Here is a 20,903-nt window from a genome sequence, read left to right on the forward strand (position 1 = left end):
GCCACACCCGATGCCGGTTCCCATCCCTACGCCAACCCTGGACGAGCCCCTTCCCCCCTGGCGCCCGCTGCTGCGTGGGGCGCTGGAGCGACAGGGACGCTCCCCCCAGGCCCGCTGGCTGCAGCTGGCCAGCTTGGCCCAGGACGGCACACCTCGGGTGCGCACCCTGGTGTTCCGCTGCTGGTCTGGAGCGACGGGCCTTGATCTGCTCACCGACCGCCGCAGCGCCAAAAGCGGCGAACTGAAAGGGATGGCACCACTGGAACTCTGCTGGGTGCTCCCGAGGGCCCGCTGCCAGTTTCGCCTCAGGGGCCACCGGCTCCAGCTCTCAAGCGACGAGGAACGGCAGGCCCTGGAACGCCACTGGCAGGCCCTCACCCCCAGGGGCCGCGCCCTCTGGGGCTGGCCGGCGCCGGGGGAACCCCTGCAGCCAGACGCGCCGTTCCCGCGTGAACTCCAAGACGGCACGCCGAAGCCGGAACATTTCGAACTGCTGCGGGTGCAGCTGCAGCGGGTGGAGCTGCTGGAGCTGCTGGGTCACCCGCACAGGCGGCGCAGCTGGCGAGCCGACACGGGCTGGCAGGAGGAATGGCTCAATCCATGAGGGCATGAGTCCGGAGCTTCAGCCACGTTTAACAGATCTTTACAATAGAATCGACTGAACGTGAGTAACCCATGCTGGAAGCCCTGTTCCCCATTGTTTATATGGTCAGTTTTGCGGTGATCGCCGGCGGTGCCTTTGCCCTGATGACCCAGAACCTGCGCAGCGCTTCCGCCATGCCGGCCAAGCGGGCATCCCATCCTGAAGCTCCCGCCCCGGGGGAAGAGGTTCTCTATGTGGACCTCAGCCGCGAACGGCTCGAGCAGCTCTACGAACAGGCCAGCTGAAGGGCTCGATTCAGCTGGGAAAGACGGTGATGCTGGACATCTCACGGTAGTTGTCATCCGCCATGCTGTCGACCCGGAAGGAGGTCCAGGTGGCGAATGGTTCCGGATCCGCAGCGACCACGGGCCATTCGATTCTTCGCCTCTGATAGGTGAGCCCGACACAGGTCAGGGCCTGGTCATCGGCCATCAAGGACCAAAGCAGCCTCAGATCACTGCGTTCGTAGGGAATCTTGCCCTGCTGAATGCAGGGATCGGCTGGATATCCAGGTGAAAGACCAAGGGATCGTTGGTTCTCCCAGCAGAGATAGTCACCGTTTTCGGTGGGATAGAACCAGCAGGTTTCGTTGTCGGCCTCCCTCAGGGAGAACTGATCGAGGCACCGAATCGTCTCGATGCCAAGGCGCTCAACCGGATGGCCGGTGTCTTGCAACTCGGGGCCGCGGAGTTCGTAGGCCCCGAGCCAGAGGGATCGGGGTTCCAGATGGGGAACCAAGGCGTCACAGATCAGCCTGCGGACGGATCCAACCTCAGCGGATGGGGAGGGGTCGTCCTGGCAGGGGTCGCTGCGGAGGGGCTCAAACGGGTCGGCACCACTGACGTTGGCCTGACCCGAGGCGACCAGGTCGTCAAGGTTTTGATCGGGTGGCGTGGCGGCGCGGAACATGCGCAGGGCGACGCCGCTGCCGACGCCTAGGCGCTGGGCGGCCAGGAGATCGGCCCAGGCCACGCCATCACCGGGCAGGGCACCTTCTGGGGCCAGTACGAAGACAAGAGCGTGCGCCATGGGGGATCGGGGTGAACGCTGCAGACATCAAAGCCCGGATGGCAGAGCCATCCGGGCAGGAGCTGGCGAACCTTTCGGTTGATCAGCCGAGGCCGATTTGGGCGAGGATGCCTTGGCCGGTGAGGATCTCGGTGCCGAGGCCGATCACGAAACCGAGCATGGCGAGACGGCCGTTCCAGGTTTCAGCGAAGGCGACGAAGCCGAAGCGGGAGGCGGAGTCGGTCATGGAAGGAGTTTGTTTGCGAAACTTGAACACAGTGTAAACGATCGTGAAGCGTTGTGACTGTCGTCAGCGATGCCGTTGGCGACCCAGTGGCTCGATCCATTCCTCCAGGACGCCTGGGGTGGACGTCTTGGGCCTAAGGGTGCCGGCAGACCCCAGACGACAGCCCAGCTGGATGTCGCCCTGATCGAGCAGGCGACCGAGCCTCAGGGCGGTGGCTTCCTCCAGGCGGGAGAAGCGGTCCTGGCCATGGGCGAGCCAGGAGAGTTCGGTGGGGGTGATGATCCCGGTAGAGAGGGATTCGAAATAGAGCTCGCCGACCGTCATGGCTGATGTAACGGAACGTAAAGATCCTGGCGCGCGGCCGGAGCCATCGTGACGGCGGGCCTCGCGGGGCCGGCCTGAAGCGACCACGTGTCCAAAGGGGGGCGTGCCTTTACAATTCTTAAGACGTTCTTCGGGGACGGGTTCGCTGACCCGTCTTTTTTTTGCCCGTCTCCCCTGTCCAGATGCAGGATGTAGACGCAGTCGGCGGGGAAACGGATGGAGACGGAAACGGTGCTGCCCCTCGCCGGGGCGGCGGTGCTGATCGTGATGGTGGTGGTGGGGGTCGTCGTGGTGGTGCTGCGGCCCAGCGATCTGCCGAAGCGCTGAGAGGGATTCCTAACCTGAGGCGATGGCGCTTCAGGTGGTCTGGTTCAAGCGCGATCTGCGCATCCACGACCACCGCCCCTTGGTGGAGGCGGCCCAGCGGGGCCCGGTGCTGCCGTTGTTTGTGGCAGAGCCGGAGCTGTGGCAGCGCCCTGACAGCTCGGCCCGCCAGTGGAGCTTCTGCCAGGAGGCACTGCTGGAGTTGCGCGACGCCCTGGCCGGCCTGGGCCAACCCCTGGTGGTTCGTATGGGTGAGGTGGTGGCCGTGCTCGAGGCCGCCCATCGCCGCCATGGCATCGAGTGTCTCTGGAGCCACCAGGAGACCGGCAACCTCTGGACCTACGACCGGGACCGCCAAGTGGCCGCCTGGGCCCAGGAGCGGGGGATCCCCTGGCGAGAATGTGCCAGCTTCGGCGTTATCCGGGGGCTGAACGATCGCCGTGGCTGGGCGCGGGCCTGGGAGCAGCGCATGGCCGAACCCCTGCTGGCCCCTCCCGCCGCCCTGGTTCCCCTGGCCGGGATCGCCCACCGCACCGTGCCCAGCGCCGGCGATCTGGGCCTGACGGCGGACCTCTGCCCCCAGCGACAACAGGGCGGTCGCCTCGCCGGCCGGGAGCTGCTGGAGGGGTTTCTGGGGCAACGGGGACGCGGCTACCACCGCCGCCTCTCCAGTCCCCTGACCGCCTTCGAGGCCTGTTCGCGGCTCTCGCCCCACCTGGCCTGGGGCACTCTCTCGATGGGGGAGGTGGTGCAGGAGGCCCGCGCCCGCCGGCAGGCCCTGGCGGCGCTGCCAGCCAACGCCAGTGCCGGCTGGCTCCGGGCGCTGGACGCTTTCATCTCGCGTCTGCACTGGCACTGCCACTTCATCCAGAAGCTGGAGCGCCAGCCCTCGATTGAGATCCGGGAGCTCCATCCCGCCACCCGGGGACTGCGCCGCACCGATCCCGAACGGCTGGCGGCCTGGAGCGAAGGGCGCACCGGGGTGCCGTTCGTGGACGCCTGCATGCGCGCTCTGCGCGATAGCGGCTGGATCAACTTCCGCATGCGGGCGATGCTGCTGTCCTTCGCCAGCCATCACCTCTGGATTGACTGGCGCGACAGCGGCCGTCACCTGGCCCGCCAGTTCGTGGACTACGAGCCCGGCATCCACTGGAGCCAGTGCCAGATGCAGAGCGGCACCACCGGGATCAACACGATCCGGATCTACAACCCGATCAAGCAGGGCCTCGACCACGATCCGGATGGCCTGTTTCTGGGGCGCTGGCTGCCGGAACTGGCGGCGGTGCCAGCCGTCTGGCGGCATGAGCCCTGGCGGATGGATGCGGCCACCCAGGCGGCCAGCGGCTGCCGCATCGGCCGCGACTACCCCGCCCCGATCGTGGATGTGGCCGCCGCCGCCCGGGAGGCCCGGGAACGGCTCTGGGGCCTGCGACGCCAACCCGGCTTCGGCGCTGCCGCCGACGCCATCCAGGAGCGGCATGGATCCAGGCGTTCGGGACTGCCCCCCTCCGGCAAGGGCGGTGGCCGCCGGCGGCGGCGCGTCGCCGCCGGCCAGCTCTGCCTGGACCTGGGCCTGGACCTGGGCCTGGACCTGGGCCTGGAACCGGGGCCAGAGGCGGACCGCGCTTCACGTTCCGTTACCTAAGGCGCCAGAATCTTCATAATTCTCCCGCCGACATGACCACCACCCTCCTGCTTGAGATCTTCGCGGGGTTTTTCACTGCCTTCATTGCGCTGTGGATGCTGGCGCTCAACCGTCCGGCGGCCAGCGCTGCAGCGTTCATCAACGTGGAAGAGAGCGCCGCTGCCGCAGACAGCGCCATGGCGTCAAGGTTGCGCCAGGCCCTGTCGTCCTATGTCCTGCGGGAAGGCCGCCTGGCCAACACAGGCCTGCTGATCCTGCGCCTGGCGATCGGCGCGATGATGATCCACCACGGCCAGGACAAATTGGCCGATCCACAGGCGTTTGCAACCAACTACGTGGTGCCCCTGCACCTCCCCTTTCCCCTGTTCCTCGCCCAGGTGGCGGGTTACTCCGAAATCCTGGGCAGCTGGCTGCTGATCCTCGGTCTGCTGTCGCCCCTTGGGGCCCTGGCCCTTACCGGCACCATGGGAGTGGCCGCCTACCACCACATCCTCACCAGCGGTCTCAACATCTACGTGCTTGAGCTGGTGGTGCTGTATCTCGGCGGCAGTCTTGCCCTGCTCCTTGTCGGTCCGGGCCGCTACTCGTTTGATGCCGGCATCGTTGAAGGGCTGCTGGCCGATTCCAGCGCCAGCGAGCCGATGGCTTCAGGCACTGGCGCCACGCCAACCGCCTATGACCTGCTGCCGGAAGTCGGCTGAGCCAACCCGAAGTGACGTTGGGTTCAGACCTTCCTGCTTAACCATGGCAGGGTGGATGTCTGTCTTCTTGAGGGCCATGACCCGCGAGCACGACCCCTTCCGCATCCCCCGCGCCGGCTGGGAGGCCGCGCCCCTGGCCGGCCTGGCCTCGGTGGATCTGAACCACAACGGTGGTGCCGTCAGTGGTGGAGAGTTTTTCTCCGAGTCCACCGTCGGTGGGGTGGTGCTTTACGCCACCTATCAGGATCTGCTGAGCGCCCTGCGCACCGAGGCCCTGCGCAAACGGGGCGAAATTGATCGCCTCACCCAGGTGCGGCTGGTTCTGAGCACGAGCCTGGAATCTGCCAAAGCCGGTGTGGCCGTGGGTGCCCTGCTCTCGGTGGTGGTGTTGGTCTTCCCCTGGCTGGCGGCCCCCATGGTGGTGATGGGCGTGCTGGGCAGCGCCAAGGCCTCATTGGATCTCTTCCATGCCTTTTGGAATGGGCTTGACGCCGATCAGAAGCTGCAGGTCAGCGTTGCGGCCCACGAAGCGGGCGTGAACCTGCGCCAGTTCTTCCGTAACGATTCCTATGGCGTGGGCACCGTGGCGGCGGGTTGACTGACGGCCCTCACTGGCCGCCGAACAACTGCTGCAACAACCCACCCAGGGCCTGCCCCAACCCTTCAGAGTCGCCTCCCTGTAGCACCTGTCCGTAGGCGTCCACCGGCTGCAGGGCTTGATTCAGCTGGGCGGTGGTCGCCTGGGTGGTGCTTCGGAAGCCCAGGTTGAACACGTTGCTCCAGACCAACTGGATGTTAGTGCTGTACTGGTTGGCGTTGACGTTGGACTGAAGGGCGGCGGTGGATCCGTTCGGCAACTGGATGTTCCAGGGGTTGTTGCCCTGGGCCGTGAAGCGGATCGTGCGCAGCTGGTTCGCCACCGGCAACCTGTCGAAGGTGAAGGCCAGGGTCTTGGAACCATTGACATTGTTCTGGACAATCTCGTAACGGCAGGTGCCGTTGTAGATGGAGACACCCCCGTTCGTCCAATTGCAGGTCCCGCCCTGGCGGGTGCGCGTGTAGGCGGGGCGGAAGCTGTTGTTGGGTTGCTGGCCGGGATTGAGGCCGCTGCCCGGCCCCCAGGTGGATCCGGAGCCGCCGATCACCGTGCCCTGGCCGGCCTGGTTGACACCCGCGGGATTGGAGCCGAACACCCAGGGGTTCAGCCGTGGGTCGAAGGTGGTGCGCTGGCTGTTGGTCCAGCAACCGCGCAGGTTGAAGTTGCAATAGCGGCCATCGGCGAAGGTGACGTCGACAATGGGATTGTTGACCAGATTGTTCTCCAGATTGCGGCGCGCACGACGACCAAATTGCCGCTCTGTTTCGTCCAGGGCGGCACCGGTGGCATTGAAACAGACGCTCACGGAGCTGTCACAGATCACCCCCTGCCTGGGGAAAGAAACGGATCTGTCGTTCGGCTGACCGTAGCCTGGGGACAAGGATCCGCCACCGCCGCCCCATGGAGAAATCTGCGGCTGTTGCTGCTGCGTAGGAGGACCCCAGGGATTGCCCTGGGCGCGTGCCTCAGAAGATATTGAAACAATGGGCAGGACGGCGAACAGAATGGACGAACGACCAAAGAACCTCGCGAGAGGGCGAGAATGAGCGTGCTTAAACAACCCGTTGGAGAGACTTTTCATCATGCCTTGATCACTGGAATCAAGAATACCAGACAGGCCTTTTCCTTCACAGTTTACTGGCAATCTGCAGCATCAAAACAGAAGAAATGTCAACGGATTGGATCGTGCGCCGCGACAAGTCTCCCAGGACCTGAACGGCCTGGCTGCCACCTCACTCAGCTTCAATGCTGCCGCGCACCATGTTCATGCCGCAGTGGAACGGGTAGGGGCCCGGTCGAGTGGGCAGCAGCTCGATGCTGGTGGTGGCACCAAGGGGCAGGTCGAGGGTGCGCTGAAAGTCAGGAAAGATCACCTGGGCCACACAGCCGCTGGGATCGGTGCGGTGAAACCGGAGCAGCACGGGCCGGCCGGCCTTCACCCTGATCTGGGACGGGGAGTAGCCGCCATCCACGGTGATGGTGATCTCCTGCAGCCCCTGTTCCCCTTCGCTGGCCACCACGCCACCACCGTGGCGGCCCAGAAACCACCAAAGCTCCGCGGCGATCAGGGCCAGCCCAATCGCCGCCACCAGCACCTGCAGGGGCAGCGGCTGGGGAATCGTGCGCCACTGGGGCGTTGAGACAAAGAGGGGCGTTGCGACAAAGAGGGGTGTCATGCCAAGGCCCCCGCCGGGCGATGGGTGGGCCGGAAGCGGCGCAGCCGCAGGGCATTGGTCACCACCGACACCGAGCTGAAGGCCATGGCGGCCCCCGCCAACATCGGGTTCAGCATCCAACCCGTGAACGGGAACAACAGACCGGCTGCGATCGGGATCCCCGCCACGTTGTAAGCAAAGGCGAAGAAGAGGTTCTGGCGAATGGTGGCCATGGTGCGGCGGCTGAGTTCGATCGCCGCTGTTACACCACCCAGATGGCCTGAGAGCACGGTGATGTCGCTGGCGGCGATCGCCACATCGGTGCCCGTGCCCATGGCGATGCCCACCTCCGCCCGGGCCAGGGCCGGAGCGTCGTTGAGGCCGTCGCCCACCATCGCCACCGGTCCCTGCCCCTGCTCCTGCAACCGCTGCACCACCGCTGCCTTGTCGCCGGGAAGCACCTCGGCGATGACCCGCACGATGCCGACATCGGCGGCTACCACCTCACTGGTGCGGCGGGCATCGCCGCTGAGCAGCACCACCTCCAGTCCAAGCTTGCGCAGGGCGGCCACGGCGGCACGGGCTTCCGGCTTGATCGGGTCGGCGATGCCGAAGCAGGCCTCGATCCGCCCGTCCACCGCCACGGCGGCCACGCTGCGGGCGGCCCGCTCGAGGCGCGCCACCACCGGATCAAGGGGGGCGGTGTCCAGGCCCGAGGCTTCCAGCCAGCGGGGGCTGCCCACCCGAACCTCCTTGCCAGCCACGGTGGCCAGGACGCCAAGTCCGGTCACGGCCTCAAAAGCCTCCACATCCGGAGGCTCTTCATCACCCCGGCGGTCCGTGGCATAGGCCACGATGGCTTCGGCCAGGGGATGTTCCGAGCGCGACTCCACCGCGGTTACCAGAGCCAGGAGCGTCTGGACCGGCATCTGCCCCCCCTGGAGGCGTTCGAAATCAGTCACCTCGGGCTGGCCTGCGGTGAGGGTGCCGGTCTTGTCGAGCACGATGGTGCGCAGCCCGCCGGCTGTTTCCAGCGCTTCGGCACTGCGAAAGATCAGTCCGTTCTCAGCCCCTTTGCCGGAGGCCACCATGATCGCCGTGGGGGTGGCCAGGCCCAGGGCGCAGGGGCAGGCGATCACCAGCACGCTGACCAGGAACAGCGTCGCGAGGACAACGTTGCCGCTGACCAGAAACCACAGCACGAAGGTGGCGATGGCGATGGCGATGACCACCGGCACGAACCAACCCACCACCTGATCCGCCAGGCGCTGCACCTGGGTGTGGGAGCTCTGGGCCTGGCGCACCAGCTCCACAATGCGGGCCAGCATGGTGTCGGCGCCCACCCGGGTGACGCGGAACGTGAAACTGCCGCTGCGATTCATTGAAGCGCCGATCACCCCATCCCCGGGACCCTTGGCCACCGGCGTCGGCTCGCCGGTGAGCATCGACTCCTCCACCCAGGAGCTGCCCTCCACCACCACCCCATCAAGGGGCAGCTTCTCCCCGGGACGCACCTGCACGAGATCACCCGCCACCACCTTCGCCACGGGAATTTCGCTGGCGATCCCATCACGCAACACCCGTGCCGTGGCGGGCTGGAGCTGCAGCAAGCGGCGGATCGCTTCAGAGGTCTGGCCCCGGGCCCGGGCTTCCAGCAGCCGGCCCAGCAGCACCAGGGTGAGGATCACCGCGGCGGTTTCGTAATAGACGTTTGCCGGCAAGCCCTCGGCGGTGAGGAGGCCCGGAAACAGCGTGGCCACCAGCGAGGCCAGCCAGGCGATCCCGGTGCCGGCGGCCACCAGGGTGTTCATGTCGGCGCTGTGGCGGCGCAGGGCCGACCAGGCCCCCGTGAAAAACTCACGGCCGCACCAGAAGAGCACCGGGGAACTCAGCACCAGCTGGGTCCAGGGGCTGGTGAACCAGCACGGCAGCCAGCCGATGTGGATGCCGAGCATGTGGGGCAGGGTGGCCACCATCACCAGCAGGGTCAGCACCACCGACACCGACAGCTTGCGACGCAGCAGGGTGAGCTCATGGGCCAGCTCCCGCTCCATCCCCGCCGTGGCGCTGGCGACCGGTTCGGCGTGACAGCAGGGAGAGCCCATGGTGGCGTTGCTCATCAGGGACTGGCCAGGGCCGAAGCCAGAAGGTTCACCCTATGGGCTCCCCTCCACTGGAGAGTCAAGCCCTGGCTGACCGTCCGGCCTCGTCGCCGGCTCAGCCTTGGGCCAGCAGGGCCCCCAGGCCCATCTGCTGCAGGATCCCCGAACCGGTGAGGGCCTCCAGCGCGAGACCGATGCCGAGCATCGCCAAACGGCCGTTCAGCAACTCGGCGCGGTGGTGGAAGCCCCAGCCGCTGTCGCTGCCAGGACTGGCCATAGACATACGCGCCTCGATGACTTTTGGGTCAAGAAGCTTGGATCCATCGGTGCCCCACATGCCGCCTTCCGATTCGGCGAAATGGGTGACATGGAGCTTTTTTTGAGTCTTTACAGGAGTTTTCATAATGATGGCTTGCATTGAAACTGTTGAATGCTGGGAAGGTCAAATGCTTGATGGCATCCACCACGACATCCCGTTCATTGGGGACCCCGGCAGGTTGTCAGCGATCTCGAGTCCGTAGCCGAACTGTGATGTTCAGAGGCCTTCTTCCTGCCCACAGCCTAAGGAGAGAATCCAACAACAAATCAATCGCAGCAGATTGATCTGGACTTCTATCGGATGACCCATCCTTCAGATCAGCGGAACGCAGCGCACGGGAGCCGCTCAGGGTGAAACCCGTATGCCTCCAGGGGTGTGCGGCGATCCACATAAGGTGAGGGGAAAGGCGCTGCGAGACGCCCCACCTAGGCTGCATTTGTGCCTACCTCTCACGACTGGAATCTCCTGGAGGCGCAGGCCCGGACCCTGCGGGATCGGCTCAGCCTGGGCGAAAAACTCGGCCTGCTCGACGGTGACACCCCGTTCTGGGGGGGCTTGGCGGAGATCGCCCTGCACGATGCCTCCCACCGCCGCCCCTGGCCAGCCGGGGTGGTGAGCCGCCTGGGCATCGGCGGGTTGCACTTCGTCGATGGCCCGCGCGGGGTGGTGCTTGAAGGCGGCGCCACCACCTTCCCGGCGCCCATCGGACGCGGTGCCAGCTGGGACATTGATCTGGAGGAAAGGATCGGCGTGGCCATGGCCAAGGAGGCCCGATCCTTCGGCGCCAATCTGTTCGGCAGCATCTGCGTCAACCTGCTGCGCCACCCCGGCTGGGGCCGGGCCCAGGAGACCTACGGCGAGGACCCGCTGCATGTGGGCGCCATGGGGGCCGCCGCCAGCCGCGGCGTGCAGCGCCATGCCATCGCCTGCATCAAGCATTTCGCCCTCAACTCGATCGACAGCGCCCGCTTCCGCGTTGATGTAAGGGCCAGCGAACGGGTCTTGCAGGAGCTCTACCTGCCCCAGTTCCGGGACTGCATCGAGGCCGGGGCCCTGGCGGTGATGAGCGCCTACAACAGTGTCAACGGGGCCTGGTGCGGCCAGCATCCCCATCTGCTCCAGGACATCCTCAAGGGGCGCTGGGGCTTTCGCGGCTTCGTGCTCACCGACTTCATCTTCGGAATCCGCGATGGAGAGGCCGCCATCGCGGCCGGCCAGGACCTGGAGATGCCGTTTCGGATGATCTTCCAAGCCACGCTTCCGGCGGCGGTGGCCGCTGGACGGGTGCCGATGGCGCGGATCGATGACGCCGTGCTGCGGCTGCTGCTGGCCCAGGGAACGGTGCCCGGGGGCACCTATCCCGTGAGCCTGCGGGGCTGCCGCGACCACCGTGACCTGGCGCGGCAAGCGGCCACCAGCTCGATCGTGCTGCTCCGAAATGTCGGCCCCGTGCTGCCCCTCAGCGGGATCGGCTCCCTGGCGGTGATCGGTCCCCTGGCCGACACCGCCAACCTGGGGGACCGGGGCTCCTCCGACACCCGGCCCACGCCGGGGTCGGTGGTGACGCCCCTGGCCGGCCTGCGGGCGGCGGCGCCGGAGATCAAGCTGCATCACGCCGATGGCAGCGATCTGGCCATGGCCTCGGCTCTGGCGGCCCGCAGCGATGCGGCGCTGGTGGTGGTGGGTCTGGACTGGCGCCACGAGGGCGAGCACATCCACCCCGGCGACCTCGCTCCGATCCTGAGCCAGGCCCCCCCTCCCGCTGGACTGCTGCGCCTGGTGGGCCGCCGCCGCTTGCTGCCGTTGTGGTCGCGTCTGACGGCCGCGGTCGCCCAGGTGACACGCCTGGGTTCGGCCCGTGTCGGCGGCGCCTTCGCCTCGGGTGATCGCACCATGCTCCAGCTTCCTGCTGAGCAGGAGGCTCTGATCCTGGCCGTCGCCGCCGCCAACCCCCGCACGGTGGTGGTGCTGATGGGGGGCGGAGCGATTCTCTGCGAAGCCTGGCGCCGGCGGGTACCGGCCCTGCTGCTGCTCTGGTACCCCGGCCAGCAGGGCGGGGAAGCCCTCGCCGACGTCCTCCTTGGACGGGTGTCACCCTCGGGGCGGATGCCCTACGCCGTGCCCACCGATCCCAGCCATCTGCCGCCGTTCGATCCCCGGGCCCGGCAGATCACCTACGACCTGTGGCACGGCTACCGGCGGCTGGCACGCCTCGGCCAGCCGCCGGCCTTCCCGTTCGGCTTCGGCTTGTCTTACAGCCACTTCAGCCACAGTGATCCGGTGGCCCAGTGGCTCCCCACCCCATCAGGAGCCGAAGGGGCCCTGGAGCTCAGCGTCACGGTGGCGAACACCGGGCCAATGGACGCCGCGGAGGTGGTTCAGATCTACGCCGAGCCTCCCGGCCGAGCCGTGGAGCGTCCGCGACGCACCCTGGTGGGCTTCCGCCGGCTGAACCTTGAGCCAGGCCAGAGCGAGCGGGTGGCGATCCCGATTCCGCTGCGGCGTCTCGCCTGGTTTGATGCATCCCGCGACGCCTTCGTGCTCGAAGCTGGTCGCCACCGGCTGCTGGTCGCACGCCATGCCGAGGACGAAGGGATCGGCGTGGACCTAACCCTCGAGGCCGGGGTGGTGGGCCCCTGAAGGATCCGCTGGGGAATCAGGGGGCCGGGGATGGGGAGATCGTGGCGCGGCTGTCCAGACGCTGCAGCGTGCCCTTGACCCGCAGGTGGTTGTACCGCTGCAGCCAGATGAAGGGCAGGTTGAACAGGGTCGCGAAGATGAGGTTGATCAGCACACCCACCGGCGGTACCCAGAGGGCGGTCACGAGCCAGAAGGGCCAGAGCGCCAAATGCACCAGCTCGGCCCGGCGTGTCTCCTCCAGCAGGCGCTGCAGGATGGCGCGATCCCGGCCCACCAGGCTGTTTTTGGCCACGCCGCCTGGGAAGGCCGTACCGGCGTCGGGCAGCAGGGATTTCCAGCGGTGAATGCCGAGCCGTTGCTCAAAGCCCTCCTGACTCTCCGGCCAGGGGCGCCGACCGGTGAGCCAGGTGTCGCGGGCCAGGGCCGACTGGGGCAGTCGCTGGGCCAGCCAGCCGATCAGCAACGACCACAGCAGCCAACCCAGGCCGCAAGCCAGGACCGCTAGCGCGTCGGAAATCGTCTGCCTTTCCATTCGATTGTTCCGCGCTCAAGATTCAGGATCGCCAGAACGAACACCCCCAGAAAGAACAGCACGGGAATCGGAAAGATCAGGCAGATCCAACCGAAGTCGCCGATCCGGCGGGTGACCACCAGCAGCTGCACGGCAAAGGCGACGTAGAGGAGCAGGCTGTACAGCACGGAAGCGTCCCCCAGCATCGGCCAGCCCAGCAGGGAGGCCGGCAGGCACCAGGCCGACCAGAACAGACCGGAGATCCAGAGAACCACCCCGAGCATCCAGAGCCAGCGCACCTCCCCGGCGGCGGTGGCGAAGTTCTTGGCGAAGCCCACCACCATGTCCTGGAGGCCGCCGGGATACATGCGGTAATCGAGCAGCCCCTGGCCGATGTAAGCGCTCACCCGCAGGCCTGCCTGCTCGTAAAGATGGCCCAGGAACCAGTCCTCTACGACCTTGCCGGCAACCGCCGCATGGCCACCGATGTGGTCGTAATCGGCCCGGCTGGTGACCATGGCGGGACCGAAGGCCACGCCGCACCCCTTCCCCATCGGCACCGCCATCAGCCCCACCAGGTTGAACAGCACCGAGAGCTGCTCGTAGGGCTTCTCGGTGCGGTGGAAGGGCTGCACCGACACCAGACCACCCAGCTCCTGCTGGGCCGACACGAGACGTCGCAGGAACTCCGGGTGGGGCTCGGTGTCGGCGTCAAGGAAGACCAGAAGCTCCCCTTCGCTGGCGCGGACGCCATGGTGCAGGGCCCAGGTCTTGCCGCACCAGCCCTCCGCCAGGGGCGGCGGCTGCATCACCCTGACCCCTGCATCCGCGGTGATGGCGGCGGTGCGATCACTGGAGTGGTCGTCAATCACGATCACCTCCGAGGGGGTGAGGCTCTGCAGCTGCAGGGCAGAGAGCAGTTTCGGCAGGGTATGTTCCTCGTTGCGGGCCGGAATCAGCACCGAAAGCGTCGGGTGACCCTGCACCCTGGAGAGCGGCAGGCGCGGCATGCGCAGGCACAGGGCCCAGCCAAGCAGCCAGCGCACCAGCAGGGAGATGGCCAACAGATCCACGGTCGGCACGGCTGCTAATGCTTTCAAGCTAAGGACGCAACAGCTCGTCCACCAAAGCCTCCAGGGCCGCCGGGTGGGTCAGGAGCTGATGGTGATAGCGCACAGGCAGGTTTTTCCCTGGCCCGATCGGCAATAGGGCCCGCCAGGCCGGCATCACCATCAGATCCGGCTCACAGTAAAAACTGCAGCAATCCACGGGTACGAGGGTGGCGAGATGGGCGTTGAGCTCCGCCAGCAGCGGGCTGCCCGTTTTCAGGTCGGCAATGCCAGCCAGGGGCCAGCGGGGCCAGGGCCCGGCCGTGAGGGTGCCCTGCTGGGGACTGCCCACGCTGATGAAGCGTCGGGTGCGCCGGTAGCCGCCCAGCCGCTGGATCCAGGTGCGGGCAATCACCCCTCCCATCGAAAAACCCAGCAGATCGATGGGCTGCTCCTGGCCAAAGGACGCGTCGATGTGGGTGCCGAGCAGGGCAGCCTGCAACGCGATCGGCGTCAGCCCGAACCGATGCGGCAGGCGGGGGATCAACAGGGGGTAGCGGCGCCCTGCCAGCTGGCGCTTGAGCGGCTCAAACACAGAAGGGGTGTCCAGCATCCCGTGAATCAACACCAGCGGTGGGAAGGGATGGGGCCGATCCTGAAGGGTCATCGATGGCCCGTGGCGCTGGATGTCACCTACCAGACCAGCTCCGGCAACTCCCGGAACACCTGCCGCACGCCCACGCTCCACTCCCTGCTGAGGTCCTTGAAATAGGCATCACCCTCACTGAATCGGAGCCGCTGGGTGATCTCGAGGCGATCCCGCTCGTAGAGGAGCAGGTCGATCGGCATCCCCACCGACAGGTTGCTGCGCATGGTGGAGTCGAACGACACCAGCACACACTTGGCCGCTTCCGCCAGGGTGGTCTCGGAATGGATCACACGGTCGATGATGGGCTTGCCGTATTTGGCCTCACCCGTCTGCAGAAACGGCGTGTCCTCGCCGGCTTCGATGAAATTCCCCTCGGCATACATGCGGAACAGCCTGGGCGCTTCCCCCTTGATCTGCCCACCCACCAGGAAGGACGCATTGAAACTGGAGCCGGACGCCTTGAGGTAGGGGCCATCCCGCTCCTCGATCGCCCGCACCGCATCCGACACCAGGCCCATCACCTCAAACATGGTCTGCGCCGTCCAGACAGTGGGCTCCCCATCGCCGGCTTCGGCCCGCTGGCGCAGCAGGCCGATGACCGCCTGGGTGCCGGCCAGGCTGCCGGAGCTGAGCAGCACGAGCACCCGATCGCCCTTGCGCTCAAACACCGTCATCTTGCAGAAACTGGCGAAATCGTCCAGACCCGCATTGGTGCGTGAATCAGAGGCGAAGACCATCCCCCCCTCCAGCAGCACGGCCACGCAATAGGTCATGCCGTCCACACCTGAAACGACTCCAGCTCCGACGGGCCGAAGGTGGTGGTGAGGGCCACATCCGCCGCATCCCGGCCTCGGGCGATCAGGATCCGGCCGATCCGGGGCGTGTTGTTGCGCGGGTCGAACACATGCCAGCCATCGCCGAGATAGGCCTCGAACCAGGCATGGAAGTCCATGGCCGTATGGGGCGGCGGCACCTTGATGTCGCTCAGATAACCCGTGCAGTATCGCGCCGGGATGTTCATGCAGCGGCACAGGGCGATCGCCAGATGGGCGAAGTCCCGGCACACCCCTTCCCGGCTTTCGAGGGTCTGCAACGCCGTCTTTGTCGGGCTCGAACGGCCGTAGCCGAAGCGCACGTGCTGGTGCACGAAATCGCAGATCGCCTGCACCCGGCCCCAGCCGCCGGGAATCCCCTCGAAGCGCGACCAGGCCATGGGCGAGAGCAGGTCCGATTCGCAGAAGCGGCTGGCCAGAAGGAACAGCAGCGCTTCTTCCGGCAGCTCCTCCACCGGCTGCTGCACAAGCCATGGCAGAACGGGATCGGGCTGGCCGGAATCAGCCACCAGACCGCTGCCCCGCAGTCGCAGCACGCCGGCCGGTGCCACCAGTCGGTGGCAACGGTTGCCGTAGGAATCCACGTACAAGCGCAGCGGAACTTCCGGCTCCACCTGGAGCCGGTCGGCCTCCAGCAGATCGGCGGAGCGACTGGAATGCACGCCCAGGGTGACGATCATCGGAGTCGCCGCCGTTAAGCGCAGGGCCACGTCAAATCCCACCCGTATTTCAAGGGGTTGGTTCGGCAGCGGCGTGGCCTGTTGCAATGTGTCCATGCATCACCCTAAAGAGCGTGGGCAAGCCTGAAGCGGCGGAAATCCCTCCGCCAGGGCGACCTCCAGCACCTCGGCGAGGCGCTCCGCCCACTCCTTCTGGCCGGCCTCGGTGGCCAGCAGGTCCTGGCGAATCTCCAGCTCCACGTGGGGAATCTGGCGCCGCTCACCGTGCACCACCAGCGTGTGGTCGCTCGCGTCGCTGACCGCATAGGGCTCGTTGTCTCCCACCTGCAGACCCTGTTCACGTTCCAGCTCCTGGTGGATCCGCCGGGCCAGGCGCTCATCGCGCCCGTACAGCACGCCCACATGCCAGGGTCGCTGCTGAGTGCCGAGCACCGGTGTGAAACTGTGCAGCGTCACCAGCACGCTGGGCTGGCCGCGCCTCCGCCGGGCCTCCAGTTCGGTGGCGATGCGGTGGTGGTAGGGGTGGAAGAGCGCGTCGAGCCGCTGCTGCCGCTCGGCGGGGGAAAGGTTGGCGTTGGCGGTGATAGCGACAGCCTCGCTGTGGCTGATGATCGAATCCGGTGCCTGCGGCGGCCGGTTGGCATCAACCACCAGCCTTGAGTAGTTGTGCAGGATCAGGAAGGCATCGAGCCGCTTCGAAAGCCGCGAGGCCAGCCCGGCCACGCCCAGATCCCAGGCCACGTGGGTGTCAAGCAGCCGCTCATCCAGACCAAGGCCGACCAGACGACGGGGGATGGCGCGGCCAGCGTGGTCGGCCGTGAGCAGCACGGCCGAGCCACCGGCGGGGCTGACAATCCGGAAGACGGCCGGATCAGCGGCCCCCAGGAGGGGTTCTGGTTGCACCGGTGACTCCATGATCCGAAGCGGTTAGGCAGGCAAGCACGGCCGCTGGTGCTGAGGGTCCAAGCTATGTCGTGGAGCCTTGGAGTTCGGTGATCCAGACACCCACCTCCATCGATAACAGCGCAGCTCCGCAGAAACTGCCGGCAATGGGAGGCACAGACTCGGGCCTTCGGGCCACCGCGACAGGGATGTGGGTGTCGCCCACAATCACGCCGTGGGTTGGATCAAAGCCCTTCCAACCAGCCCCCGGCAGAAACACCTCAGTCCAGGCGTGCGTGCTTCCGGCCTCCTCCGGTGGAAGCGCGGTGAAGCTGTAACCGCTGACGAAACGGGCAGCGAATCCGAAACATCGGGCCGCCTCCATGAACAGGAAGGCGATATCACGGCAGGTTCCAAAGCCGCTGTCGAGGGTTTCGGCGGAGGTCTGGACGCCAGGCTCGTCGCGCTTGCGGTAGGAGACCCTCTGGTGAGCCGCCAGATTCAGGCGTTTCAACAGGGTGTAGCTCTGGATGATGTCGCCCGGCTGCCAGACCGTTGCCGTCCACTGCTGCAAAGCCCGGCATGGTTCCGCGGTCGCTTCCGCCAGATAGGCCCCCAGAACGGGGCGGTCCCTGGGAACGTAGTCGAAGGGATAGGAAACAGCGTCATCATCGACAAGAAAGTCGAGTGGAACACGGTCGTATTGCTGGATGATCAGATTACTTTCGATCAGCAATCTTTCGGCAGCGACGCTGAATGAGGCCATGGCAAGACAATTACCCTCAACATCACGATGCCAGCGCAGCTTCGCCGCCGGGCGAATGGAGAGCGAAGAGGTTTCGATGCGCAGATCATGGCCCTCCCGAGGACGCAGACGCAGCGTATGGGTGCCGAGTCGGACAGGGGCGCTGTAGGTGTAGGTCGTGAGATGGAGGATGTTGAAGCGTCTCATCAGCTCGCCATGCGGGGGTTGATCATTGGGAATAGATCAAGACGCTATACGGCCCAACGCGGAAACGGGCGTGATAGGGAAAGCCATCCCACGCTCCTTGAACGGCTTCAACATCACCGCTTTGGCAGCCGTCGAAGCACTCACTGTAGCCGTGCCAATCACTGTTGAAGCGAAGTTTCCATTCCTTGGCCGCCGGCAAGCCCACGATGTAGTCCTCTTGGGGCTGATGAAAGAAATTGGCGATCACCACCACATCATCCCCGGGCCCTCCTTGATCCCAGCGGTGGAAGGCCAGCACATTTCGCACGCTATTGAGATGAAAAACCTGGCTGAACTGACCACAAAGGCCACGGGATAGTCCCTCACCATTGAGCCGGAGACGGATCAGATCCCGGTACAAACGCACAAGGCCGCAAAACTCCTCACGCTGGTCCCAGTCAACGGGAACCGTATCGCGGAACCAGCCGCCCTCGAGAAACTCCTGACCTTGAAACAGCATGGGAATACCAGGTGCCGTGAACACCATGGCGGCAGCCAGCGTGGAACGCTTCTGGGCATGCCAGCCCGTGGGATCAGCTGGGTTGACATCCTGGGGGATCCGAGACTGTCCGTTGGCAACGTCGTCATGGGATTCGCTGTAGATCACACGCTCGAAGGCATCGTCGTTATAGCGATAGAGGAGGGCGTCCCGGATACTCTCGAGGGCACGGTCTTCATCCTGGGAGGCAATCACGGCCTGACGGATCGGTTGGACAAAGTGAGGATCCCATTGGGATCCAAACCCTGCCCCACCAGCCCCCACATCCTTGGTCAACCAATCATTGCTGCGCAGGTCTTCAGCAATGGTGATCCGCCCCGGGTGCAGCCGGGCCACGGGTTCATTGATGGCCTGAAGCATACTCCAGCCATCGGGGATCTCTTCGGTTCCGGCTTCGCCGATGTTGCGGATGTAACCAGTACTGTCGAATCGAAGGCCATCGAGGTGATACTCCTCAAGCCACATACACACGTTGTCAAGGATGTACTGACGAACTTCCCCTCGGCCATAGTCGGGCCGCGTTTCCCCCCAAGGCGTTTGCGCACGATCGTCATTGTAGAAATAGATTCCTCCCTTGCCATTCTCAGACCAACCGTCGAATCTCCAAAGGTCAAGGTCACTGGGGCCAAAGTGATTGAAGACAACGTCCAGAATCACAGCAATGCCAGCCTGATGGGCGCGTTTGATGAACCGCTTGAAACCCAGGGAGCCGCCATAGTCGGAATCGACGGCAAAGATATGGGATGGGTTGTAGCCCCATGAGCGTTGGCCGGCAAACTGACCGACTGGCATGATCTGAATGGCATTGATGCCAAGACGTTTCAGGTGCTGCAGCCGTGCCGTGATGGAATTGAATCGGCAGGCTGATTGAGATCGTCATCATTAAATGTGCCGACATGCAACTCATAGACGACAAGCTCATTCCAGCGCATCATGGAGAAGTCATCACCATCCCATGAAAAGTCAGGATCGTGAATGATGGCATTACCGACCGAGTTGGTCACTTCACGGGCATAGGGGTCGATGCGCTTCATGACTCCCCACGGCGTACAGAGCTGGTATTTGTAGTGGTCGCCGATCTTGGCACTCTCAATGTTGATGGACCAGAAGCCACGCGGCTCTGAATGCATCGGATGGGCGTCGCCATCCCAGTCGTTGAAGGAACCGATCACCGAGACCCTCTCGGCATGGGGCGCCCAGACACGAAACGCCACGCCGTCAGAGGAGGGAAAGGATCCCATCCCTGGATGGATCGGCTGCTTTTCCATGGTTCAACCCTGCTGAAACCAATCTTTCACAGGGGTTCCTTCTCAGAGCAGGCATTCAGAAACCTTGAGCAACAAGCCATGGCTGAATGCAGAGATGCAGCCAAAGCGCTGCAGGCTGATGCAGAAGTCCTTTTCAGCACCAGTCGTTGTCATGGATGACGTGTTCCTGTCACCCCTTGATTCCTTTCTGGTGAGCGGCCCCATGGAACGATGGGTCCTTGATCCACACGCGCGCCGTGCTGCCATGTCTAGGATTGAAAGGCAGCCTCAGATGGGTGCGAACACCCTGAATCTCTTCTGATTCACGCCTGATTTCGTTGCCCCTCATCGTCAACGCAATGTTGACACAAATGATCTGCGCAATGTTGATAACCAATCGCGACTAACACCATGTCCAACAAAGCTGATGCCGCAGCCAAAGAGGCGGAAGGCAAACTTGAATCGGCCCTGGGTGAGCTGACTGGCGACACTGAACACCAGATCAAGGGCAAAGCCAAGCAGGTTCAGGCCTCGGCCATGAACGCGGCAGAAGAGTTGAAGGATGGCGCCAGGTCATTGGCCCAGAAGGTCAGCGACGCTGCCGCGAAACTGGCTGACGGAAAGGGCTGACAGTCAGCGTCGACCAGGCACTCCATGCAAGTGGAGGGTCTCAGCCATGGCGTCCGCCGGCGTCAAGACTGGCAGGCGCTGGGGTCTGCCCCCCTCGTCGGGTCAGGGAACTGATAGGGCGGCGAAGCCGTCGCAGACCATTGGCAATGACAAGCAGGCTGGTGCCCGCGTACACAGGATCACCGCAAGCCTTGTCGACCGGCAGGCTTTCGCCGGTGATCGGGGCCTGGTTGATCGCGCTCTCCCCACGGAGCACCGTGCCATCCAGTGGCAGGCGTTCCCCCGGTCTGACGCGTACCCGATCGCCGACTTGCAAAGCACGGACCGGCAGCTTGTGCCAGCGGCCTTCGGCCCAACGGACCTCGGCCTCCTCTGGGGCCATCGCCATCAGGCTGGTGATGGCCTGGCGGGCCCGCTGCACCGCCCGTGCCTCGATCGCCTCGGCCAAGGAGTAGCACCATCTCCATGGCGGCTTCCGGCCAGCGACCGATCAGGAAGGCGCCCGTCACCGCCACACGCATCAGCGCATTGATGTTCAGCCGCCCCTGGCGCAGGGCAGCCAGACCCTTGCGATAGACGGAGAAGCCCGCGAAGGCGATCCCGATCTTCAGCAGCTCCGCACCTGGGCAGGCGGGTATGACCAGATGCAGGAGTTCCGCGATGCGAAACAGCACTTCCGAGCTGCTGGCAGGCAGAATCGATCTGGTGGCCTCGTCCGGCTGTCCG

At 65.2% G+C, this 20,903-nt stretch carries 25 protein-coding genes; 7 read left to right on the forward strand and 18 right to left on the reverse strand.

Annotation, left to right across the window (positions count from 1 at the left end; genetic code table 11):
* Positions 1 to 10 precede the first annotated feature (10 nt).
* Together KBZ33_RS07645 and KBZ33_RS07650 are read left to right on the forward strand one after the other, a co-directional pair.
* Positions 11 to 604, forward strand: a complete 594-nt coding sequence (locus KBZ33_RS07645) for a pyridoxamine 5'-phosphate oxidase (RefSeq protein ID WP_254951926.1) — start codon at positions 11 to 13, stop codon at positions 602 to 604.
* Positions 605 to 675: 71 nt separating this feature from the next.
* A complete protein-coding gene (locus KBZ33_RS07650; RefSeq protein WP_254951928.1) occupies positions 676 to 888 on the forward strand; it encodes a hypothetical protein in 213 nt (70 codons plus the stop codon).
* A 10-nt stretch (positions 889 to 898) separates the two neighbouring features.
* Here the strand turns inward: KBZ33_RS07650 and KBZ33_RS07655 are convergent, their stop codons facing one another.
* The 3 genes from KBZ33_RS07655 to KBZ33_RS07665 all read right to left on the reverse strand — a co-directional run bounded on the left by KBZ33_RS07655 (position 899) and on the right by KBZ33_RS07665 (position 2,222).
* Positions 899 to 1,672 carry a hypothetical protein gene (locus tag KBZ33_RS07655; RefSeq protein ID WP_254951930.1) on the reverse strand — a complete coding sequence of 258 codons (774 nt, stop codon included), beginning with the start codon at positions 1,670 to 1,672 and terminating at the stop codon, positions 899 to 901.
* An 82-nt stretch (positions 1,673 to 1,754) separates the two neighbouring features.
* Positions 1,755 to 1,898 carry a chlorophyll a/b-binding protein gene (locus tag KBZ33_RS07660; RefSeq protein WP_254951932.1) on the reverse strand — a complete coding sequence of 48 codons (144 nt, stop codon included), beginning with the start codon at positions 1,896 to 1,898 and terminating at the stop codon, positions 1,755 to 1,757.
* Positions 1,899 to 1,961: 63 nt separating this feature from the next.
* Entirely contained in the window at positions 1,962 to 2,222 is a 261-nt protein-coding gene (locus KBZ33_RS07665) for a hypothetical protein (protein WP_254951934.1), read from the reverse strand.
* A 349-nt stretch (positions 2,223 to 2,571) separates the two neighbouring features.
* On the opposite strand from KBZ33_RS07665, the gene KBZ33_RS07670 reads away from it, so the two are divergent.
* The 3 genes from KBZ33_RS07670 to KBZ33_RS07680 are packed head-to-tail and all read left to right on the forward strand — an operon-like array spanning position 2,572 to position 5,490.
* Positions 2,572 to 4,191, forward strand: coding sequence for an FAD-binding domain-containing protein (locus KBZ33_RS07670; protein WP_254951935.1), 1,620 nt, complete (start codon positions 2,572 to 2,574; stop codon positions 4,189 to 4,191).
* Between the two features lie 32 nt (positions 4,192 to 4,223).
* Complete coding sequence (locus tag KBZ33_RS07675; protein WP_254951937.1) at positions 4,224 to 4,892, forward strand: DoxX family protein; 669 nt, start codon at positions 4,224 to 4,226, stop codon at positions 4,890 to 4,892.
* A gap of 55 nt (positions 4,893 to 4,947) precedes the next feature.
* A complete protein-coding gene (locus KBZ33_RS07680; RefSeq protein WP_255011619.1) occupies positions 4,948 to 5,490 on the forward strand; it encodes a hypothetical protein in 543 nt (180 codons plus the stop codon).
* 10 nt (positions 5,491 to 5,500) lie between these two features.
* Here KBZ33_RS07680 and KBZ33_RS07685 read toward each other — a convergent pair whose 3' ends face one another.
* The 4 genes from KBZ33_RS07685 to KBZ33_RS21800 form a co-directional block, all read right to left on the reverse strand.
* On the reverse strand, positions 5,501 to 6,295 hold the full coding sequence (locus tag KBZ33_RS07685) for a hypothetical protein (RefSeq protein ID WP_254951941.1): 795 nt from the start codon (positions 6,293 to 6,295) through the stop codon (positions 5,501 to 5,503).
* A gap of 427 nt (positions 6,296 to 6,722) precedes the next feature.
* Positions 6,723 to 7,166 carry a cupredoxin domain-containing protein gene (locus KBZ33_RS07690; protein ID WP_254951943.1) on the reverse strand — a complete coding sequence of 148 codons (444 nt, stop codon included), beginning with the start codon at positions 7,164 to 7,166 and terminating at the stop codon, positions 6,723 to 6,725.
* The gene (locus KBZ33_RS07695; protein WP_254951944.1) at positions 7,163 to 9,265 is read right to left on the reverse strand and encodes a copper-translocating P-type ATPase; all 2,103 of its coding nucleotides are present in this window, start codon (positions 9,263 to 9,265) and stop codon (positions 7,163 to 7,165) included. The genes KBZ33_RS07690 and KBZ33_RS07695 overlap by 4 nt, the downstream gene beginning before the upstream one ends.
* 97 nt (positions 9,266 to 9,362) lie before the next feature.
* A complete protein-coding gene (locus KBZ33_RS21800; protein ID WP_396108160.1) occupies positions 9,363 to 9,665 on the reverse strand; it encodes a high light inducible protein in 303 nt (100 codons plus the stop codon).
* Between the two features lie 339 nt (positions 9,666 to 10,004).
* On the opposite strand from KBZ33_RS21800, the gene KBZ33_RS07705 reads away from it, so the two are divergent.
* The gene (locus KBZ33_RS07705) at positions 10,005 to 12,206 is read left to right on the forward strand and encodes a glycoside hydrolase family 3 C-terminal domain-containing protein (RefSeq protein WP_254951946.1); all 2,202 of its coding nucleotides are present in this window, start codon (positions 10,005 to 10,007) and stop codon (positions 12,204 to 12,206) included.
* 16 nt (positions 12,207 to 12,222) lie between these two features.
* On the opposite strand, the gene KBZ33_RS07710 is transcribed toward KBZ33_RS07705, so the two are convergent.
* Genes KBZ33_RS07710 through KBZ33_RS07755 form a run of 10 tightly spaced genes read right to left on the reverse strand, consistent with a single transcriptional unit; the run spans position 12,223 to position 19,772 of the window.
* Positions 12,223 to 12,738, reverse strand: a complete 516-nt coding sequence (locus KBZ33_RS07710) for a hypothetical protein (RefSeq protein WP_254951948.1) — start codon at positions 12,736 to 12,738, stop codon at positions 12,223 to 12,225.
* Positions 12,708 to 13,799: a glycosyltransferase family 2 protein gene (locus KBZ33_RS07715; protein WP_254951950.1), complete on the reverse strand. Its 1,092-nt coding sequence runs from the start codon at positions 13,797 to 13,799 to the stop codon at positions 12,708 to 12,710. Before KBZ33_RS07715 ends, KBZ33_RS07710 begins: the two co-directional genes overlap by 31 nt.
* 19 nt (positions 13,800 to 13,818) lie before the next feature.
* Positions 13,819 to 14,433, reverse strand: a complete 615-nt coding sequence (locus KBZ33_RS07720; protein WP_254951952.1) for a triacylglycerol lipase — start codon at positions 14,431 to 14,433, stop codon at positions 13,819 to 13,821.
* 26 nt (positions 14,434 to 14,459) lie between these two features.
* Positions 14,460 to 15,188 carry a peptidase gene (locus KBZ33_RS07725; protein WP_254951954.1) on the reverse strand — a complete coding sequence of 243 codons (729 nt, stop codon included), beginning with the start codon at positions 15,186 to 15,188 and terminating at the stop codon, positions 14,460 to 14,462.
* The gene (locus KBZ33_RS07730) at positions 15,185 to 16,024 is read right to left on the reverse strand and encodes a transglutaminase family protein (RefSeq protein ID WP_254951956.1); all 840 of its coding nucleotides are present in this window, start codon (positions 16,022 to 16,024) and stop codon (positions 15,185 to 15,187) included. Before KBZ33_RS07730 ends, KBZ33_RS07725 begins: the two co-directional genes overlap by 4 nt.
* A gap of 3 nt (positions 16,025 to 16,027) precedes the next feature.
* Positions 16,028 to 16,843 carry an N-formylglutamate amidohydrolase gene (locus KBZ33_RS07735; protein WP_255011621.1) on the reverse strand — a complete coding sequence of 272 codons (816 nt, stop codon included), beginning with the start codon at positions 16,841 to 16,843 and terminating at the stop codon, positions 16,028 to 16,030.
* A gap of 52 nt (positions 16,844 to 16,895) precedes the next feature.
* Positions 16,896 to 17,762 (reverse strand): transglutaminase family protein, encoded by an 867-nt coding sequence (locus KBZ33_RS07740; RefSeq protein ID WP_254951960.1) that lies wholly within the window; start codon positions 17,760 to 17,762, stop codon positions 16,896 to 16,898.
* Between the two features lie 22 nt (positions 17,763 to 17,784).
* Complete coding sequence (locus KBZ33_RS07745; RefSeq protein WP_254951962.1) at positions 17,785 to 19,092, reverse strand: alpha-amylase family glycosyl hydrolase; 1,308 nt, start codon at positions 19,090 to 19,092, stop codon at positions 17,785 to 17,787.
* Positions 19,093 to 19,121: 29 nt separating this feature from the next.
* On the reverse strand, positions 19,122 to 19,568 hold the full coding sequence (locus KBZ33_RS07750) for a hypothetical protein (RefSeq protein WP_254951964.1): 447 nt from the start codon (positions 19,566 to 19,568) through the stop codon (positions 19,122 to 19,124).
* Between the two features lie 42 nt (positions 19,569 to 19,610).
* Positions 19,611 to 19,772, reverse strand: coding sequence for a hypothetical protein (locus tag KBZ33_RS07755; protein ID WP_254951966.1), 162 nt, complete (start codon positions 19,770 to 19,772; stop codon positions 19,611 to 19,613).
* Between the two features lie 186 nt (positions 19,773 to 19,958).
* Here KBZ33_RS07755 and KBZ33_RS07760 point away from each other — a divergent pair, with 186 nt between their 5' ends.
* On the forward strand, positions 19,959 to 20,177 hold the full coding sequence (locus KBZ33_RS07760) for a CsbD family protein (protein WP_254951968.1): 219 nt from the start codon (positions 19,959 to 19,961) through the stop codon (positions 20,175 to 20,177).
* A 40-nt stretch (positions 20,178 to 20,217) separates the two neighbouring features.
* Here the strand turns inward: KBZ33_RS07760 and KBZ33_RS07765 are convergent, their stop codons facing one another.
* Entirely contained in the window at positions 20,218 to 20,625 is a 408-nt protein-coding gene (locus KBZ33_RS07765) for a hypothetical protein (RefSeq protein WP_254951970.1), read from the reverse strand.
* Positions 20,626 to 20,903 lie beyond the last annotated feature (278 nt).

This window comes from Cyanobium sp. Cruz-8D1, from assembly GCF_024345975.1.
GTDB lineage: Bacteria > Cyanobacteriota > Cyanobacteriia > PCC-6307 > Cyanobiaceae > Cyanobium.